Here is an 18,266-nt window from a genome sequence, read left to right on the forward strand (position 1 = left end):
ATGCCTCTAGCACCGCCTGTTAAAACTGAGCAGACAGCATCTGTCCCATCGCCAGCTACTCAACCTAGCTGGCGTTTTGGTGGGCTAACTGCTGCCGAATTAATGCCCCATCTACAGCGTTACTTATATGTACAAAATCCTAACGCAAACTGGCAACTGGTTTGGCTGAATAACGATGGCCGACCCATAATTGGTGTATTACCAAAAATGAGCTGGTCGGTTTATCCTCTTTCTAATGATGCAGCAAACTCTAATAAGCCAGCGCCTATTTATAAAGTTATAAGAACTTACCGTGGTGGTTTAGATAGCCATGATAAAAACGATCAAGCGATTACTAGCGCCTATATGAGTTATAGCGACTGGCAAGAGGATTTAATTGCTTATAGTCAAGCTTATGACATAGATGATACTTGTGATAACAATTGCTCCTCGACTACAGAAATCGAGCAGCAGCCAAGTTATCAGCATGGCTTGATAGGCTTTATTGGTTATGATATTGCCGCTTATGAGCTTAGCCCAAACGCGCGAATAGAGCTAGCAGCGCAGCCTTGTGCCGCCTTAGGACATTATGATATTTATCTAACGCCAAATGCTGAGCAAACGAGCTGGCAGCTCACTATAAAAGACAGCGTCACTGATACTGATAACGAACACAAAGGCGTACTGGTTAAAACGCTTATCTCATATTTAGATATATTGGATAAGGAATTATCTAACCAAGCTTTAGAAAAACCAGCACTTGAAACGTCCTATAAAACCACGCCTTTATTATTAAAAGCACAATGGAGTAAGCGAGATTATCAGCAAGCCTTTGATAAAACGCAAACCTACCTGCAACAAGGTGACTGCTATCAAATCAATCTCACCCAAGCGTGGCAAGGCGCTTTTAATACTCTCAGTACTAATGGTAGCGTGACAAAACTGATTGATTACTTACCTGCTTTGAATCGTAATACCCAAGCGCCGTTTGCAGGGTATTTAGCGGTTAATGATTTTGATAGTGAAATAAGCGCTGATACGCAAGATTATCAATTTGAATTGTTAAGCTGCTCGCCTGAACTGTTTTTTACCTTTATCAAAGACAATAATAGTGGCAAACACCATATACGCACCAAGCCCATTAAAGGGACGATGCCGCGTGGGTTAAATACTGCACAAGACAACGCTTATAAACAGCAGCTTATCGATAGCGAAAAAGATCGTGCCGAAAATGTCATGATTGTTGATTTATTGCGCAATGATTTGGGTAAATATGCCAAGTTCGGTAGCGTCAAAGTGCCGCAATTATTTGCGATTGAAAGCTTTAGCAATGTACATCATATGGTCAGCACCATCACCGCTGAGCTAGAGACAGATAGTCATCCGCTCAAAGTATTGTTTGGCAGTTTGCCCGCCGGTTCCATCACAGGAACGCCAAAAAAACGCGCCGTTGAAATCATATCAGATTTAGAAGGTGCCGCGCGCGGTGCGTATTGCGGCACAATGGGCTATATGAACTTTGATGGTAGCGGTCAATGGAATGTATTAATTCGTACTTTGCAAGCCAATACCTTATCGAATGATGAATTAGAACAAGAAAGACATGTCAGCTTATGGGCAGGCGGTGGTATCACGGTTGCTTCTGATTGCAATGCTGAATATCAAGAATGTTTGGATAAAGTTGGCAACTTATTAGGCGTTTTAGCTCAAAACAATATAAAGTAATAAACTTACGCTTTATCTAAAAGGTAAACTAAAAACCAATAAAAAGCCTGCTAACGTCATGTTGAGCAGGCTTTTTATATATATAAATTGGTGTTTTGGCTTCATATTATTAAGGTGTAAATCTTAAACAAGGTATTACTCAGCAACATCACTCAGTAACGCTTTCAGCCTCTGTTTGTAGCGATTTTAAGGCATCAATCAAACGCTTATTCTGCGCTGCCGTACCAATAGTAATACGCAAGTACTCATTGATGCGCGGTTTCTCAAAATGACGCACAATGATACCTTGCTCGCGTAAATCAGCTGCCACACCTTTGGCATCGCCGTTTTTTGGACGCGCAAAGACAAAGTTGGCGTGCGATGGTAACACCTCATAATCAAGTGCCGTCAGCTCGGCGCTGAGCACTTGGCGTAAGTCGATGACTTGCTGGCAGGTCTGGGTAAAATACTCGACATCTAAGACACTAGCGGTTGCTCCCGCTTGCGCCAACTTATCGAGCGGATAGCTATTAAAGCTATTTTTCATACGCGTCAGTGCTTCGATTAACGAGGCATTACCAAACGCCATACCGACCCGTAAACCGGCAAGCGAGCGTGATTTTGAAAAAGTTTGCGTGACAAGGATGTTATCGCAGTCATTGATTAGGCTAATCGCCGACACTTCTGCATCTGAATCATTTTCTTGTTTCTGCGCAAAGTCGATATAAGCTTCGTCAATCACAACCACTGAGTTTGAATGCTCGCCAGCAAGTTTACGAATATCAGCAAGCGATAACAGCATACCCGTTGGCGCATTTGGGTTAGCAATAATGATACCGCTACAAGGCTGACGATAAGCATCAGGGCTGATACTAAAATCGGCTTCTAGGGCGATTTGTACCAACTCAATACCAAAGGTATGAGCGTAAACCGGATAAAAACTATAGCTAATATCAGGCGCTAAAATAGGGCGCTCTTTTAAGAAAAAGCTGGCAAATACCAATGCCAATACTTCATCTGAGCCATTACCGACAAACACTTGATTGATATCAAGGTTATATAACTCTGCTAATGCGGCACGCAAATCATCCGATTCAGGCGCAGGATATAAACGCAGCTCATCGGCTTGCTGCGCTAAGACTTTTGCGATGGCCTCGCCGACTTTTGGTGACGGCGGAAATGGGTTTTCATTGGTATTTAATTTGCACAAATTTTCATGCTGAGGCTGCTCGCCAGGGACGTAAGGTGACAGATTTCGCGCTTTAGATGACCAAAGTCTGGTGTCTATCTTTAACTCACTCATAAGTTATCCTACTCATTAGCCACATAAATGATTAAACGTAAATATTAAAATTAGCTTATTAAAACTCAACTACCTAACTGGATTATTAACTATCTTTTTGGTAGCGATAGCGGGCTGAGCGCGCATGGGCTTCTAAGTCCTCGCGCTGCGCTAAAATATCCGCCGTCGCAGCCAGTGGTTTACTACCCGCCTCACTACAATAAATAATCGAGGATTTCTTTTGGAAGTCATAAACACCGAGCGGAGAAGAAAAGCGCGCGGTACCAGAGGTCGGCAACACATGGTTGGGACCGGCACAGTAATCGCCAATCGCTTCAGGTGTATGACGACCCATAAAGATAGCGCCCGCATGACGAACCTCATTTAGCAGTGCATCAGGATTATCTACAGACAGCTCTAAATGCTCAGGGGCAACGCGATTAATCACCGCCATACCTTCCGCGCGGTCTTTGACCAAAATCAGCGCGCCGCGGTTTTTTAATGAATCACGGGCGATATCGGCTTTTGGCAATTCTGCTAAGGCTTTTTCAATTTCCTCTGCTACTTCTTCTAACTGCTCTCTACTTGTCGTGACAAAGATAGCTTGGGCAATACAGTCATGCTCCGCTTGCGATAACAAATCCATCGCCAACCAATCGGCTCGATCTTGTGCCTCTCCTTCTGCATAGACCAATACTTCAGAAGGACCGGCAATCATATCAATCCCAACTTGACCAAATACCGCCCGCTTCGCTGCAGCGACATATTTGTTACCAGGACCTGTGATTTTATCTACGGCTGGTATGGTCTCGGTACCATAAGCTAAGGCAGCAACCGCTTGTGCTCCGCCAATGGTAAAGACGCGGTCAACTTTTGCCAAATGCGCCGCTGCCAACACTAATGGATTGAGCACGCCCTTTGGCGCTGGCACCACCATGATTACCTCGGCAACGCCAGCCACTTTAGCAGGAATCGCATTCATCAATACCGAAGATGGATAAGAGGCCAAACCGCCGGGCACATAAATACCGACACGATCAAGCGGCGTGACTTTTTGACCTAAACGATTGCCAAGCTCATCTTCATATTGCCAAGTTTCTTGCACTTGGCGCTCATGGAATGTTTGCACGCGTGTCGCTGCTGTCATTAACGCCTTTTTTACCTCATCATCAAGATTGGCAAACGCATCAGCAAGCGCTTGTTTAGACAGCTCTAACTCTTGTATCGCCTTCGCGGGATGCTGATCAAACTCTTGGGTCAACGCCAATACCACGCTGTCGCCACCATGACGTACCTTTGCAATGATATCATCAACGGTTTTTAATAACTCAACATCGTTGACGGTTTCAAAAGCGAGAAGCTGGGTCAATTGACTGTCAAAATCAGCATCTTGGGTACTTAGTTGGCGCATGACTGAATCCTATAGGTGAGCATAAAAGTCGGCTATAAAAAAATAGTTTGGATAAAAGAGCAAATAAAAATAGTTTGGTCTGTCTGCTTATTTCCGCTTATTTGTACTTATTCTTAGTTATCTCACTCAGATTATACTGAGCTTTTATTTTCTAGCAAGCAAATACAATAAAACCAGTTTAGCACGCTATATCTATCCTAGAGCGCCAAACTGGTTTAAATTTTTGTATAGTCATGCTTGATATTATCAATGATTGCTAGCGTTTAATAACAGTGTTTTATCAAAATTAAATAAACGCTCATTTAAGAAGCGCTAGCAATACTATTTTTAAAACTGTCTAAAATCGGCTCAAGCAGAGCAAATTTACGTTTGTAGCTGACTTGATTAACAATAAGGCGTGACGACACATCACAAATATGGTCGCGCGCTTCCAGTCCATTGGCGCGCAGCGTATTGCCGGTATCGACGACGTCAACAATCAAATCGCCCAGACCAACCAATGGCGCAAGCTCCATCGAACCATACAGCTTAATCACATCAACTTGCTGTCCTTGGCTGGCAAAGTAAGCGCGGGCAACATTGACGTATTTGGTCGCGATACGCAGACGACGATTTGGCAGCGGCGCACCTTTCACACCAGCGGTCATCAGCTTACACTGGGCAATCTGTAAATCGAGCAATTCATAAACGTGATTGGCGCCATGCTCAAGCAGCACATCTTTACCCGCCACGCCAAAATCAGCAGCGCCGTGTTCAACATAGGTTGGTACGTCACTGGCGCGTAAAATTAACACGCGTACATTTGGATTAGAAGTTGGGAAAATAAGCTTGCGCGACGCTTCAGGGTCTTCTAACAATTCAACACCAGCAGCGCGCAGTAAAGGCATCGTCTCTTCTAAGATACGACCCTTTGATAGCGCCAGTGTCAAACCTGAAAACGCCTCATTTACTTCGTTTAATAAACCATCATTTGGTAAGCTGTTGCTTGCTTCAGTCATAATGACTCGTGTCCGTGTACAGTTAGCTGCCTTAGTTAACAGGCATTATTAATTTATTAGGTATCAATAGCGGTAATAATGGTTAATGAACCAATTTAGTCGTTGGTATTAATACGCTCAATATTGACCCCAAGCGCGCGCAGTTTTTCTTCGACGTGCTCATAGCCACGATCAATATGGTAAATACGATCAATCAAGCTCTCGCCTTCAGCAGAAGCCGCCGCCATGACCAGTGACATCGACGCGCGCAAATCTGTTGCCATCACTGGGGCCGCAGTAAAATGCTCGACGCCTTTAACCACAGCTGTATGACCGTCTACTTGAATGGAGGCGCCCAAGCGGTTGAGTTCTGGCACATGCATATAGCGATTTTCAAAGATATTTTCGATAAAGGTGCTGGTACCGTCAGCGAGGCAGGCAATCGCCATGACCTGCGCTTGCATATCGGTTGGAAAACCTGGATGTGGCTGGGTACGAATATTGACTGGTAGTGGGCGACCTTGCATTTGCGCGCGAATCCAATCATCGCCTGTAGTGATAATCGCTCCCATGTCTTCAAATTTTTCTAACACAGGCGCCAATAAAAGTGCCGAAGTGTTTTTGGTCAGCACATCACCGCGCGTCATCAAAGCACCGGCAAGATAGGAGCCGGTTTCGATACGATCGGGTACGACTGAATATTCACAGCCATGCAAGCGCTCAACGCCTTCGATGGTCATGGTTGCCGTACCAATACCGCTGATTTTAGCACCCATCGCTACCAGCATATTGGCCAAATCGACCACTTCTGGCTCAAGCGCACAGTTACCGAGTACGGTCGTGCCTTTTGCCAATGCCGCGGCCATAATAACGTTTTCCGTACCGCCAACCGTCACCATATCAAATGAAAAATTACAACCGATAAGCTTGCCGCCTTTTGGCGCTTGGGCTTTGACATAACCATTCTCGACGCTTATCTCAGCACCCATGGCTTCAAAGGCTTTTAGATGCTGGTCGACAGGACGTGAGCCGATAGCACAGCCGCCCGGTAAAGACACTTCGGCTTCGCCAAAACGCGCCAGCAAAGGACCTAAAACCAAAATCGAGGCGCGCATGGTTTTGACCAAATCATACGGCGCATAGAAATTATCGATATTCTTGGTATCGCAAACGACAGTGTCACCCTGCTTTTGAATATCAATGCCCATGCCAGCGATCAATTCAATCAAGGTGCGCACATCTTGTAACGATGGCACGTTGTGCAATGTCGTTGGGGTCTCGGCCAAAATCATAGCAGCGAGTAACGGCAGAGCGGCATTTTTGGCGCCTGAGATAGTGACTTCCCCTGCGATACGACTGCTACCGGTGATTAAAAATTGATCCATAAAGGTGACAACCTAGCGATAAATATAAAAAATATGAAAAACCAGAAATGATAAAACCAGCAATATCCATTGCCGGTGCGACAAATTCTAGTCATAAAAAAAGCCTAGCCTTGCGATTGAACTTCCCATTCGGCAGGCGTTAACGCTTGAATATTGAGCGCATGAATATCACCGCTGGCAATTTTGTCATTGACCAATGCGTAAACGGACTGCTGGCGTTGTACTGCGCGCTTGCCTTCAAAACTGGCATCAACCACCCGTACATCAAACTTGGTACCTTGATTGGCAGCTTGAATAAAAGCATCAGGAAAGTGAGTTTGTAAAAATGCAATCAAATCGTCAGCGTTCATGCTCATAGAATATTCTGCCTTAAAGGTTTAATAGGTGGATATAAAGTTAGCCATTATAACAAGAGTTTGACCATCTTACAGTACTGTCTTCTACAACTGCCTTCAACTATTACAGCGTTTTATCCAAATAGCTGAGCACTTGCGCACGTACATTATTGACCCAGCGTAAAGGTGGCGCCATCGCCCCAATACTGGTGGCATGACTGGCGCCAGCGATTTCGCCTGTTTCAACCTTAACGCCCGCCGCTTTTAACGCCTGTGTCATTTTAACAGTATTGCTTATATGGACGACTTTGTCTTTTTCAGCAGTCAATAATAAATAGGGCGGCTGTGCGCCTTTAATATTACGGTCTGGCATGATGTTATCGGGCGTGGCGTTTGCCCCAAAAGCGCTGGCACTACTGAATTTACGAAAGTCATAACTATAAGGCCCTGCGATGCCAATCACAGCGCTAATATCGTTTGGTTTTACCCCATACGGCGCTAAAAAATCTTCATTAGCGACGGCAGCAACCGCGTTAAATGCGCCAGCAGAATGCCCTATCACCGCCAAGCGCTTGGGGTCAGCATGTAAACTTTCGGCATTCTTATAACTCCAAGCGATAGCCTGCGCGGCATCTTGCACGTAATCAGGATAAACGTGCTCAGGTGCTTTACGATAATTAATCACTGCCGTGACATAGCCTGCTTGTGCCAAACTCTGACCAACAAAGGCGTATTCGTCCTTGTTTCCGCTTTCCCACGAACCGCCATGGACAAAAACCACCATCGGATAACTGTGGTTAATGAGGTTATCAGCAGTCGCTTTTTTTGACTGCATGGCTTTTGCTAAAGGTTTGGGATAATAAATATCTAAATCCTGCAAAGGTTTGTCGCCATACAAGATATTTTTACTGACACCAACGCCGCCATTTAAGGTGATACCATTCACAACAGCCAGTGCCGATAATGCTTGTGCTTGCTGAGTCGCAAGCGCAATACCGCCGACAGCCAATGCTGCTGTCACACCGACGGTGATAGATTTAGGTAGGCGATTTTTTCTTGGTGCAGGCTGTACGGTTGCTTTACTTAAATCCTTCATCGCCAGTATTCCTATTATAAGCTTGTCGTTTATAAGCTTGTCGTTGGGTCATAGTTGATTAAAACTCAATAGTAGAGTCACGGCTTTTTCATGTTTTATTATTTTAATTAGCGCGTTTTTGGCTAAAGCCACACTTCTACTTTTTACGTTTTATATCTTACTGGCAGACTGGGGGTTTATCGTTCTGTTCCTGTTATGAGTGTTTAGGTTTCTTGTGTTTATTAGCGAGACAAGACTTTTGATAAAGGTAAACATAGCAACTTGATAATGGCAACTTAATGACAGCTAATTAACGGGCGCGCCATTCTCGTCGACGATAATCGGAGTAGCATTGATGGCTGGTGGCTCTACCGCACTTGTAACCTCAGGTACTGCCCGACTATTGAACGCTGGCCCTCTGGTAGGATTGGCCAAATTCTCTTCATACATGATATCGTCCTCGCCTATCTTCACCCCTCTATCGTCAACGACGGTGGTCAGCAGCACCAGCTCTGTAATGCCGACAGTATTATTGGCAATATCAATCAGGTGGCTTTGCTGCGTCGGCGTCATGCGACCCATAATATAAACCACGCCATCATTGGTGACCGCCTTTATTTGCGAGGCTTTCACACCGTTATTAGAGGCTATTTTTGCCAGTAGTTTGGAGGTAATATAACCATCGTGAACGGTTGAGCTATAGCCCCTTGAGGCGCTCACATTAAGCTCATTATAAACATGACGAACATCTGGCATAGAGCCAACCACTTTTTCAATTTCTGTCTTAATTTCTTGCGTTGGCACCTCACCGGTGAGCAGCACCTCACTATTAAAACTATCAATGCTCATACGGCTGATTTGCTGCAAATTTTCTTGCAGACCATAGACGTTAATCTTGACGGTATGCTCGATACTGCGGTCGAGCAGGCGCTGCGGAATGGTGCGCTCGGTCATCGGTACGCCATACGTTCCTTCTGTGCTATTGGTCAGATAGTTGGTGGTACAACCTGTGGCGACGATGCTGGTCAATAGCATAACGCCAATCGCCTTACGGCGTGATGAACCAAAAATAGCAGTGCACAAATGCATCCGTGTCATGATTTACCTCTTAGAACATGATGTAGTGATTAACTGGTGAGTAGCTGGTAATTAATAGTGTGACGCTTGATAATAATGGTGATAGCTTTATGTAGTTAATAACTTTTTAATGGCGCTACTTTACTGAATATTTACCCGAGGCGTTTAGGCTTTTGGTAACGGTAACTTGATACGCTTATTTATTTTACTTTTTTAGCTGAGTTATCGGGCTTAATTTTTTAAAATACTCACGCTAAAAAAACCTATTACCAAGCCGAGGCAATAAAAGCCCCTTGCAGCCATTCTGGTTGAGTGTTTTTTGACGTCGTTTCTTTAACGTCCCTGCTGTTATTTTTAGTATTGGTATCATAAGCTATCACATCAAACCGGCACTCATAATCATTATATTCAGGATGCTGCTGCAAAAAATAGCGGGCTGCTTTGATAATTTTATACTGCTTACTTTTCGTCACGCTAAGCGCCGCATCACCAAATCCTGAACGCTGCCGCTGCCTCACTTCAATAAATACCAGTATCGACCATGCCTGCCCTTTTTCTAGCATAATTAGATCGAGCTCACCCACTTTTGGTTGTTGCCAATTTTGCGCCACCAATATCAAGCCTTGCGCTTGTAAAAACGCACACGCTTGCTGCTCAAAACGGCTGCCTTGACGCTGGGTCGGCGAAGTCAGGGTTAGAGGTTTGTTATTTACCATCTCGGGCTTTTATTATCATGGCTATCGGTCAGCGGAACATTTGAGAATTATCATAGCACATCATGCTAAACTAACCACTTTCACGTTTTCATAATCGCTTTTCATATGCGTTTTTAATGCTCTTTCTTAAGACAATTTCTTAATACTCCGAGGTTTTCATGTCTAGCCCTACCGCGATGCCAGCTTGTCTTTATATCGTTGCCACGCCGATTGGTAATTTAAGCGACATGACACCGCACGCAATTGACGTTTTAAAGCAAGTTGCTATCATTGCCTGCGAAGACACACGCACCTCAGGCAAGTTATTGTCACATTTTGGCATTAACACCAAAGGTGACAAAGATACAGATGAAGTAACCGTACACAACCATAAAAACGCTGCCGAAAACGACTCTGATGGCGCTGCTAAACAAAAAGGTCATCATAAGCTTTGGGCCTATCATGAACACAATAGTGCCATTCAAACGCCCAAAATTATTGAGATGATTCAGCAAGGTCATTCGGTTGCGCTGATTAGTGATGCTGGTACGCCGCTGATTAGCGATCCCGGTTATCAATTGGTACAAGCCGCTCATGCTGCTGGTGTTCGCGTCTCCCCTATTATTGGTGCCTCTGCTGCTATTGCTGCGCTATCGGTTGCAGGATTGCCCTCAGACCGTTTTAGCTTTATTGGTTTTTTACCAGCCAAAACCCACGGTCGCCAAAAACAATTAACAGCGCTCAATTCACGTAGCGAAACTTTGATATTTTATGAAGCGCCGCATCGTATTGTCACTAGCTTAGAAGATATGGCTGCTATCTTTGGGGCAGAGCGCGAAGTGACGTTTTGCCGTGAATTGACCAAAACCTTTGAAACCGTGCATAAAAGCACGCTTGGCGAATTGGTTGAATTTGTCAAAGCCGATGACAATCAGCAACGCGGTGAAATCGTCGTGGTCGTCGCCGGGGTAAATGCAGCGCAGGACGATGATGATATCAGTATCCACGATAAATTATTACAGCGTTTATTAGAGGATTTATCGGTTAAAAAAGCCGCCGCTTTGGCCGCTGATATTACAGGCGTCAAAAAGAACGCACTTTATCAACGCCTGCTTGAACTACAAGCAGAATAATTTTCAGCTAAAAAATATAGGTTAAAAACTGATAAATTCATTGAGGAGAGAGACATAATGTACGATGTGATGGCGATAGGTAATGCCTTGGTTGACCACGAATATCTGCTGTCGGATGCAGCGCTAGAAGAAACTGACCTGACCAAAGGCAATATGACGCTGGCAGGACTCGAAGAGCAGCAGCAGTTATTGGCGTATTTTAAATTGGCCGATATTGAACCATCAAAGCAAGCGGGCGGCGGCTCAGCGGCCAATGCAATGTATGCCTTTGCAAGCTTAGGCGGCAAACCTTTTTATGCTTGCCGCGTCGGCGATGACAAGCAAGGCGAGTTTTACCTAAAAGACCTGCACGAAGCGGGCGTTGCCACCTCTGCGCAGTCGATTCATGCAGGCGGCGTGACAGGCTCATGTGTGGTAGCAGTGACCGAAGATGGCGAGCGTACCATGCAAACTTTCCTTGGTACCTCAAGCGATATCACCGCTGATAACGTCGATTTTGAAGCATTAACCCGAGCTGGCTGGTTATATTTAGAAGGTTATTTAGCAATGTCCGAAGGGATTCAGCCTGCGATGACCAAACTACGCCAACAAGCCGGTATCCATGGTGCCAAAATTGCCGTCAGCTTTGCTGATCCTGCGGTCGTAAAGTTTGCCAAAGAAGGCTTACTCAACATGCTTGGCAATAAAGTCGCGGTGATATTTTGTAATAGTGAAGAAGCAAAATTATTCACCGATAAAAAACAGCATAAGTCGGCGGCGCGTGCCTTACTTGAGCATTGTCAGACAGCGGTGGTTACCGATGGACCCAATGGCGCTATTATCGCTCATAAGCCAAATGATGAGTCTGATATTGAGATTTATGAGATTCCGACGCCAGTTGTTACTAATGTTATTGATACCAATGGTGCCGGCGATAACTATTCTGGCGCGTTTTTATATGCTTTATCACAGCATTATAGCTTGCCAGAATGCGGACGACTTGCCAGCGAAATCGCCGCCCAAGTGATTCAGCAATTCGGCCCACGTTTATCATCGCAAGAGTATCAAGATATCTCGCGCCACGTTTTAACAGTTTAGTGGCTGGATTATTTGATTACTAAAGCGCTAAAATCTAAGTGTCTGAGATGGCGTTTCTAGTTTACTCCTAATAAAAGATAGTGCTGCTGGGATAAATTTTGCGCAGCCTCTGGAGCGACGAAGTCGCACAGCAAGCAAGGAAAATTTGTACCAGTAGCACTTTATAATATTTTCGCGCTTTTATTTAGGATTGCCTACAAAACTTTAGCATCTAATAAGCAAAAGCCCATGTCATCGGATATGGGCTTTTTAGTATTCATTTATAAAACAAAATAATCGCTCAATTAAACAGCGGCAAGTGCTTGCTCTAAATCAGCTTTGATATCTTCAATGTGCTCAATCCCAATTGACAGACGCACCATATCCGCACTAACACCCGCGTTCTCTAGCTCTTGCTCGTTAAGCTGACGATGGGTCGTGGTCGCTGGATGACAAGCGAGCGACTTAGCATCACCGATATTGACCAAGCGCTTAATCAGTTGCAGCGCATCAATAAAGCGCGCGCCTGCTTCGAGGCCACCTTTTACTCCAAAGGTTAAAATAGCGGATGGCGTGCCTTTCATATATTTTTTAGCAAGCTCATGCTCAGGATGGTCTGGCAAACCAGCATATTTTACCCAGGCGACTTTGTCATGGTCGCGTAGATATTCAGCAACTGCTTGGGCGTTTTGGACATGACGCTCCATACGTAAACTTAACGTCTCCATACCTTGCATGATACCGAAGGCATTGAGCGGGCTGATTGCCGCGCCGGTATTACGCAGTGGCGCGACACGAGCACGGGCAATAAATGCCGCTGCGCCGACGTCTTTGACAAAGTTTACGCCGTGATAGCTTTCATCTGGGGTGTTTAATAATGGGAAGCGCTCAGGATAATCGCCCCAAGGAAAAGTTCCGCTATCAACAATCGCGCCACCAATCGAAGTACCAGTACCGCTCATATATTTGGTCAATGAATGAATGACGATATCAGCGCCAAACTCAAATGGACGGCACAGCGCTGGCGTCGCAACCGTACTATCAATCACCACTGGCACGCCATATTCATGGGCGATGTCACTCAGAGCTTGGATATCGACGATATTACCCAATGGATTACCGATACTTTCTGCAAAGACCATTTTGGTTTTATCATCAATTAAATCACGAATCGCTTCAGGGTTTTTATGGTCAAAAAAACGGACTTCGATACCTTGACGCGGCAGCGCATGGGCGAATAAATTATAAGTGCCGCCATATAGCGTTGATACGGCGACGATATTATCACCTGCTTCACAAATGGTTTGAATCGCATAAGTAATAGCCGCCATACCTGAGGCAACCGCTAACGCCCCGATACCGCCTTCAAGTGCCGCAACGCGCTCCTCTAACACCGCCGTCGTCGGATTCATGATACGGGTGTAAATGTTGCCAGCAACTTTTAAATCAAATAAATCGGCGCCATGCTGGGTATTATCAAAGGCATACGAGCTGGTATGATAAATAGGCACGGCGACCGCTTTGGTGGTTGGCTCGACGCTATAGCCAGCGTGAATGGCTAAGGTTTCAAGGCGCTGAGTATTCTGCTTGGCTGGTTGTCCGTCACTCATAAGGTGCTCCTAAAATTTTATGGGATATTTACAGGGGTATTAATAGGTTATTAAACCCATATTTTTTTTATCAAAATTAGTTATAACAAAAAGTCATAAAAAAAGCTGAGTTAATCATAACCCAGCTTCTTTATTAAAAGAATAGCAAATTTTTCATCTCTTAATGACAAATACTCATAAGCAATATTTATAAGTAAAGAAACTATTAAGCATATTCCTAGGTAATATCGGCGCTATTTTTATAACGACTCGTCATTTTCTATTTATAATAAGCGTTTTCTGTACGTGTGTGGTCGGTTTCATCGATGACTTGGGTCAGCTCTGGAATTTGTTGTTTCAGCTGCACTTCAACACCTTGACGTAAGGTCATATCAACCGCTGAACAGCCTTGGCAACCACCACCGAATTTCAGTATAGCAGTCAGACCAACGCCTTCTTCTTCAACCAATTCAAGCAGCTGGACATCACCGCCGTGAGCGGCCAAGCTTGGATTAATCTCCGACTGTAAGACATAATTGATACGTTCTTCGACACTGGCATCGGCACCAACTTTTGGCACTTTTGAGTTTGGCGCACGGAACGTCAACTGCCCACCAAAACGGTCTTTATTATAATCAATCACCGCATCTTCTAAATAAGGCACGGACGCCGCTTCAATAAATGCCGAAAAATCGTCATAAGTCAGTTTTAAATCAGCGCTGTCTTCTTCGCCCGGCTGGTTATAAGCCATACAGCATTCGGCACGCGGTGTACCTGGATGTTCGACGAAAATACGCACGCCGATACCATCGGTATCTTGCTTCGCCAGTAAATCTGCCAAATACCCTTGCGCCGCTTCAGTGATGGTAATGTTACTTTTAGCTTCGGTTTGCTCAGTATCTAATGCTGACTCGTAATCGGCAGTAGGATCTACTTGAGTATCAGTTGGATTGTGTTCACTCATAATGCTTCCTATGTGTTATGACACAAGCGTTATATTGTCCACGTCTACTGTGTCGTCTATGTGAGGTTGGGACTAATGAAATCACCATCATTTTGGCTTATCGTTTTAATGCTTTGACCGTGATGAAAACTTCTTTATGGCTCTTTATGGTGTCTATTATAGCGCACTTAACGCATAATTCCGACTGGGCTAGTGTGAATTGGCAGTAGCGATTTTTAAGCGCTGAGGTTTTAAGCGATGGCTATTTTTAATAAGGCTTACCTATAGTAAGCTGCCTTTATCTTCATAGTATATAAAGACGGCGTGCAGACTTATCAAGTCTAGCGGGCGTAGAATGCACTAAAGAGCTTATGAAAATTTTAAAAGAATAAATATCAGAATCTTAACTATTTTGAGAGAGCAGTATGTTGACTGAGAATCTAAATTTTGTGACCACCAAAGATGCCGTACAAATCGCTATTTGGGAAGTTTTTGATAATGAAAAAAGCCATCAATTATCTATCGTTAATGCGCATCAAGGACAAAATATCTTCTTAACCCATGGCACTTTTTCGGACAAAAAAACCTGCTTAAGAATCGCTGAATACCTAGCTGGACTTGGCCATCATTGCTATATCATGGAATGGCGCGCTCATGGTGCAAGCTCAAACCCAAATGACAAATTTAATTTCGAAACCGTCGCCACCTATGATTTTGCCGCCACTTTTGATTATTTATTTAACGAATTAAAGCTCAGCAATTTACACTGCGTCACCCATAGTGGCGGCGGCGCTTGCTTAACGATGTTTCTCATTCAAAATCCGCAGTATATCAATAAAATAAATAGCATCAGCATGTTTGCTTGCCAAGTGTACGGCGCCATCGTCAATCTGAAGAACTATTTTAAAATAGTCGCCGCCAAGATGTTTACCCGTCTATTTGGCTATATACCCGCCAGAAAACTCAAACTGGGACCCATCAATGAAAGCCATCACACCATGAATCAATGGTATGAGTGGAATTTGCATAAAAACTTTCACAGCAGTTTTATTCAGCAAAATGATATAGATGCGAATGGTATTCAGAAAAGTGCTTTTGATAGCAGCGCTCGCCAGCAAAATACTATTGACGGTGCGATTTTTGATTATCGACAATATATGCCGAATATTACCGTACCCATTTATGCTATCAGCGCCAAGGGTGATAAATTCATCTCGCCAACTCAAGGTTGCCTGTCACTTTTTAACGACTTTAATGAGTCTTCCAACAATGACTCTTTCAATAATAACGCTCTCAACAACAACGCTCTCAACAACAACGCTCTCAACAAAAACTCTGCCAACGTTTTTCGCGAATATGCGCGAAGTAGTGGCGATTTGGATGATTATACCCATAGCCGCATTTTAAACAGTCGTACGGCTGCCAAAGAGATTTGGCCAACGGTGGCGGCATGGATTGAGCAACATGCAGGGTAAACTTGCAGATTAGAATAGGTCAAATGACGCAAACAGCATAATGCTACATCTCCTAAAACTAACTTCACATAACATAACTGACTTGGCCAGACTGGCTGTTTAGACTGGATTGAACGCCATAATAAATCCACAGGAGTAATTTATGCAGTTATATGTCATACCAGGAACTTGCGCCGTTGTACCGCACACCGCCCTCGAATGGACGGGTGCAGATTACGAGCTTAAGCTTTTAGATCACGATTCGGTCAAATCAGAAGAATATCTACGTATCAATCCGCAAGGGGCGGTGCCAGCTATCGTCGATGGCGACACTATCATTACTCAAAACATCGCCACCCAAGTCTATATCGATGCCGCCTATCCCGATGCCAACATCTTTGGTTCAGATACCTCGCCAGCTGGTAAAGGTGAACTGATGCATTGGCTAGGATTTTTGAATGCCGATCTGCATAAAGCCTTTGCCCCGCTCTTTGGCCCTGATGGCTTCGTTGAAGGCGATGATGCACAAGAAAGCTTAAAACAAAAAGCCAAAGAAAAAATCGCTCATTTGCTTAGACTGCCCAACGAACAGCTCGGTAAAACTGATTATCTAACAGGCAGTAAAACCACGGCTGATATTTACTTATATATCACCCTAACGTGGGCGAAAAAGTTTGAGATTGATCTATCTGACTATAAAAACCTTGATGCCTTTGTCAAACGTATTGAAGAAGACAAAGGTTTGACTGCCGTCATTGAGCAGCAAGGCTTAGAAAAAATCAAAACACTTGAGATTTGATATTTTTAATTTTCCAAGCTTTTGCAAAAACCTTTCTAACCTTAACCTTTCTAGCCTTTAGAAGGGTTTTTGCTTTTATATCTATAAAAATATTATCCTTTAAAATAACATTCATGGCGCAAAAACCAAGCGCTAAAATTCGTTAAAGCGATAAAGTCACGGCACTAAACATCTTTATACTTGTCAGCCAGATATAGGCTGTGTCAGTATTAGCCTCTTTGAGACATTTTGAATTGATAATTGATAGCAGTAAGTTAGGAGTTGGCAGTTATGAGTGAATCAGCAGAGCAAGGTTCGGATAAAAATAACAGTAAAAACTACCGTTATTTGGTATTTATTGGGCGTTTCCAGCCGTTTCACTGCGGGCACAAGGCAGTGGTCGATGAAGCATTAAAACGTGCCGATAACGTCATTATGCTGATTGGTTCTGCCAACCTCCCGCGCAGTCTGCGTAATCCATTTAGTGTCGATGAGCGCGCGGCGATGATTAAGAACGCCTACTCGCCAGCAGAAGCAGCTCGAATTCATTGCGTCGGTCTCGACGATGCGCTCTACAATGACACGCGTTGGCTGCAATATGTGCAGACGGGCGTCAAATCCGTCACAGGCGATTTAGAAGGCGATATTGGGCTGATTGGTCATTCAAAAGACAGCTCATCGTATTATTTATCCTTATTCCCAAATTGGGCGTCGGTTTCTGTGCCCAATTATCACAATTTATCCGCGACTCCTATTCGTGACAGCTACCTAATGGGCGCCACGCCAACGCCTGAGCGCACCCCTGAGTCGACCCGCAACGTTCTCAATGACTTTAAAAAGACCGTTATTTATCAAAACCTGCATGAAGAAGCCGATTTCGTCGATAAATATAAAAGACAATGGGAGTCTGCGCCTTATCCACCAACCTTTATGACCGCTGATGCGCTCGTCGTGCAATCAGGGCATATTTTATTGGTTGAGCGCCGCAGTATGCCAGGACGCGGGCTGTGGGCATTACCGGGTGGATTTTTGAATCCAAAAGAAACCCTTTTTGATGCCTGTATCCGCGAGCTACGCGAAGAGACGCGCTTAAAAGTGCCTGAACCGGTACTACGCGGCTCTTGTCATAGTCAGCATACCTTTGACGACCCATATCGCTCGGCGCGTGGGCGTACGATTACCCAAGCTTTTTATTTTCAGCTTAAAAATGACCCAAAAGGGTTGCCAAAAGTAAAAGGTGGCGACGATGCAGCCAAAGCGTTTTGGCTTCCGCTTGCAGAGCTTGATGCCACCATGATGTTTGAAGACCATTATGCGATTATCGCTAAAATGGTTGGCTTATAGCTTGTTACTATTTGCCTATACAATTTTTATTAACCTTTTTTCACGCCAG

The 18,266-nt window shown here is 44.3% G+C and carries 16 protein-coding genes; 6 read left to right on the forward strand and 10 right to left on the reverse strand.

The window, feature by feature from the left end:
- Entirely contained in the window at positions 1–1,704 is a 1,704-nt protein-coding gene (locus ACPEGP_RS07545) for an anthranilate synthase component I family protein (RefSeq protein ID WP_423813054.1), read from the forward strand.
- A 148-nt stretch (positions 1,705–1,852) separates the two neighbouring features.
- Here ACPEGP_RS07545 and hisC read toward each other — a convergent pair whose 3' ends face one another.
- The 8 genes from hisC to ACPEGP_RS07585 all read right to left on the reverse strand — a co-directional run bounded on the left by hisC (position 1,853) and on the right by ACPEGP_RS07585 (position 9,941).
- On the reverse strand, positions 1,853–2,986 hold the full coding sequence (gene hisC / locus ACPEGP_RS07550; protein WP_423813055.1) for a histidinol-phosphate transaminase: 1,134 nt from the start codon (positions 2,984–2,986) through the stop codon (positions 1,853–1,855).
- Between the two features lie 85 nt (positions 2,987–3,071).
- Positions 3,072–4,376, reverse strand: a complete 1,305-nt coding sequence (gene hisD, locus ACPEGP_RS07555) for a histidinol dehydrogenase (protein WP_068405127.1) — start codon at positions 4,374–4,376, stop codon at positions 3,072–3,074.
- 302 nt (positions 4,377–4,678) lie between these two features.
- Positions 4,679–5,374: an ATP phosphoribosyltransferase gene (gene hisG / locus ACPEGP_RS07560; protein ID WP_102077686.1), complete on the reverse strand. Its 696-nt coding sequence runs from the start codon at positions 5,372–5,374 to the stop codon at positions 4,679–4,681.
- A gap of 95 nt (positions 5,375–5,469) precedes the next feature.
- The gene (murA, locus tag ACPEGP_RS07565; protein WP_144297769.1) at positions 5,470–6,738 is read right to left on the reverse strand and encodes a UDP-N-acetylglucosamine 1-carboxyvinyltransferase; all 1,269 of its coding nucleotides are present in this window, start codon (positions 6,736–6,738) and stop codon (positions 5,470–5,472) included.
- Between the two features lie 104 nt (positions 6,739–6,842).
- A complete protein-coding gene (locus ACPEGP_RS07570) occupies positions 6,843–7,094 on the reverse strand; it encodes a BolA family protein (protein ID WP_082894293.1) in 252 nt (83 codons plus the stop codon).
- 103 nt (positions 7,095–7,197) lie between these two features.
- The gene (locus ACPEGP_RS07575; protein WP_423813056.1) at positions 7,198–8,169 is read right to left on the reverse strand and encodes an alpha/beta hydrolase; all 972 of its coding nucleotides are present in this window, start codon (positions 8,167–8,169) and stop codon (positions 7,198–7,200) included.
- A gap of 285 nt (positions 8,170–8,454) precedes the next feature.
- Complete coding sequence (locus ACPEGP_RS07580) at positions 8,455–9,246, reverse strand: BON domain-containing protein (protein WP_423813057.1); 792 nt, start codon at positions 9,244–9,246, stop codon at positions 8,455–8,457.
- 245 nt (positions 9,247–9,491) lie between these two features.
- Positions 9,492–9,941: a YraN family protein gene (locus tag ACPEGP_RS07585; protein ID WP_423813058.1), complete on the reverse strand. Its 450-nt coding sequence runs from the start codon at positions 9,939–9,941 to the stop codon at positions 9,492–9,494.
- 158 nt (positions 9,942–10,099) lie between these two features.
- Between ACPEGP_RS07585 and rsmI the strand changes: the two genes are divergently transcribed.
- Positions 10,100–11,053, forward strand: coding sequence for a 16S rRNA (cytidine(1402)-2'-O)-methyltransferase (gene rsmI, locus ACPEGP_RS07590; RefSeq protein ID WP_423813059.1), 954 nt, complete (start codon positions 10,100–10,102; stop codon positions 11,051–11,053).
- Between the two features lie 57 nt (positions 11,054–11,110).
- Positions 11,111–12,130, forward strand: a complete 1,020-nt coding sequence (locus ACPEGP_RS07595) for an adenosine kinase (protein WP_423813060.1) — start codon at positions 11,111–11,113, stop codon at positions 12,128–12,130.
- Between the two features lie 284 nt (positions 12,131–12,414).
- Here ACPEGP_RS07595 and ACPEGP_RS07600 read toward each other — a convergent pair whose 3' ends face one another.
- Both ACPEGP_RS07600 and nfuA read right to left on the reverse strand, forming a co-directional pair.
- The gene (locus ACPEGP_RS07600; RefSeq protein WP_191692411.1) at positions 12,415–13,719 is read right to left on the reverse strand and encodes an O-acetylhomoserine aminocarboxypropyltransferase/cysteine synthase family protein; all 1,305 of its coding nucleotides are present in this window, start codon (positions 13,717–13,719) and stop codon (positions 12,415–12,417) included.
- A 259-nt stretch (positions 13,720–13,978) separates the two neighbouring features.
- Positions 13,979–14,662, reverse strand: coding sequence for a Fe-S biogenesis protein NfuA (gene nfuA, locus ACPEGP_RS07605; RefSeq protein WP_068405139.1), 684 nt, complete (start codon positions 14,660–14,662; stop codon positions 13,979–13,981).
- Positions 14,663–15,066: 404 nt separating this feature from the next.
- On the opposite strand from nfuA, the gene ACPEGP_RS07610 reads away from it, so the two are divergent.
- The 3 genes from ACPEGP_RS07610 to ACPEGP_RS07620 all read left to right on the forward strand — a co-directional run bounded on the left by ACPEGP_RS07610 (position 15,067) and on the right by ACPEGP_RS07620 (position 18,217).
- Positions 15,067–16,116, forward strand: a complete 1,050-nt coding sequence (locus ACPEGP_RS07610) for an alpha/beta fold hydrolase (protein WP_423813061.1) — start codon at positions 15,067–15,069, stop codon at positions 16,114–16,116.
- Positions 16,117–16,258: 142 nt separating this feature from the next.
- Positions 16,259–16,894, forward strand: a complete 636-nt coding sequence (locus ACPEGP_RS07615) for a glutathione S-transferase family protein (protein ID WP_305935760.1) — start codon at positions 16,259–16,261, stop codon at positions 16,892–16,894.
- Between the two features lie 270 nt (positions 16,895–17,164).
- Complete coding sequence (locus tag ACPEGP_RS07620; protein WP_305935761.1) at positions 17,165–18,217, forward strand: bifunctional nicotinamide-nucleotide adenylyltransferase/Nudix hydroxylase; 1,053 nt, start codon at positions 17,165–17,167, stop codon at positions 18,215–18,217.
- The last annotated feature ends 49 nt before the right edge of the window (positions 18,218–18,266 follow it).

Origin of the sequence: Psychrobacter sp. 219-2-C, from assembly GCF_049560815.1 — a bacterium.
Lineage (GTDB): Bacteria > Pseudomonadota > Gammaproteobacteria > Pseudomonadales > Moraxellaceae > Psychrobacter > Psychrobacter faecalis.

What these genes read in the sequence shown, in the direction of transcription:
- ACPEGP_RS07545 (WP_423813054.1), top strand. Translation starts at nt 1, where the DNA reads ATGCCTCTAGCACCGCCTGTTAAAACTGAGCAGACAGCATCTGTCCCA.
- hisC (WP_423813055.1), bottom strand. Translation starts at nt 2,986, where the DNA reads ATGAGTGAGTTAAAGATAGACACCAGACTTTGGTCATCTAAAGCGCGA.
- hisD (WP_068405127.1), bottom strand. Translation starts at nt 4,376, where the DNA reads ATGCGCCAACTAAGTACCCAAGATGCTGATTTTGACAGTCAATTGACC.
- hisG (WP_102077686.1), bottom strand. Translation starts at nt 5,374, where the DNA reads ATGACTGAAGCAAGCAACAGCTTACCAAATGATGGTTTATTAAACGAA.
- murA (WP_144297769.1), bottom strand. Translation starts at nt 6,738, where the DNA reads ATGGATCAATTTTTAATCACCGGTAGCAGTCGTATCGCAGGGGAAGTC.
- ACPEGP_RS07570 (WP_082894293.1), bottom strand. Translation starts at nt 7,094, where the DNA reads ATGAGCATGAACGCTGACGATTTGATTGCATTTTTACAAACTCACTTT.
- ACPEGP_RS07575 (WP_423813056.1), bottom strand. Translation starts at nt 8,169, where the DNA reads ATGAAGGATTTAAGTAAAGCAACCGTACAGCCTGCACCAAGAAAAAAT.
- ACPEGP_RS07580 (WP_423813057.1), bottom strand. Translation starts at nt 9,246, where the DNA reads ATGACACGGATGCATTTGTGCACTGCTATTTTTGGTTCATCACGCCGT.
- ACPEGP_RS07585 (WP_423813058.1), bottom strand. Translation starts at nt 9,941, where the DNA reads ATGGTAAATAACAAACCTCTAACCCTGACTTCGCCGACCCAGCGTCAA.
- rsmI (WP_423813059.1), top strand. Translation starts at nt 10,100, where the DNA reads ATGTCTAGCCCTACCGCGATGCCAGCTTGTCTTTATATCGTTGCCACG.
- ACPEGP_RS07595 (WP_423813060.1), top strand. Translation starts at nt 11,111, where the DNA reads ATGTACGATGTGATGGCGATAGGTAATGCCTTGGTTGACCACGAATAT.
- ACPEGP_RS07600 (WP_191692411.1), bottom strand. Translation starts at nt 13,719, where the DNA reads ATGAGTGACGGACAACCAGCCAAGCAGAATACTCAGCGCCTTGAAACC.
- nfuA (WP_068405139.1), bottom strand. Translation starts at nt 14,662, where the DNA reads ATGAGTGAACACAATCCAACTGATACTCAAGTAGATCCTACTGCCGAT.
- ACPEGP_RS07610 (WP_423813061.1), top strand. Translation starts at nt 15,067, where the DNA reads ATGTTGACTGAGAATCTAAATTTTGTGACCACCAAAGATGCCGTACAA.
- ACPEGP_RS07615 (WP_305935760.1), top strand. Translation starts at nt 16,259, where the DNA reads ATGCAGTTATATGTCATACCAGGAACTTGCGCCGTTGTACCGCACACC.
- ACPEGP_RS07620 (WP_305935761.1), top strand. Translation starts at nt 17,165, where the DNA reads ATGAGTGAATCAGCAGAGCAAGGTTCGGATAAAAATAACAGTAAAAAC.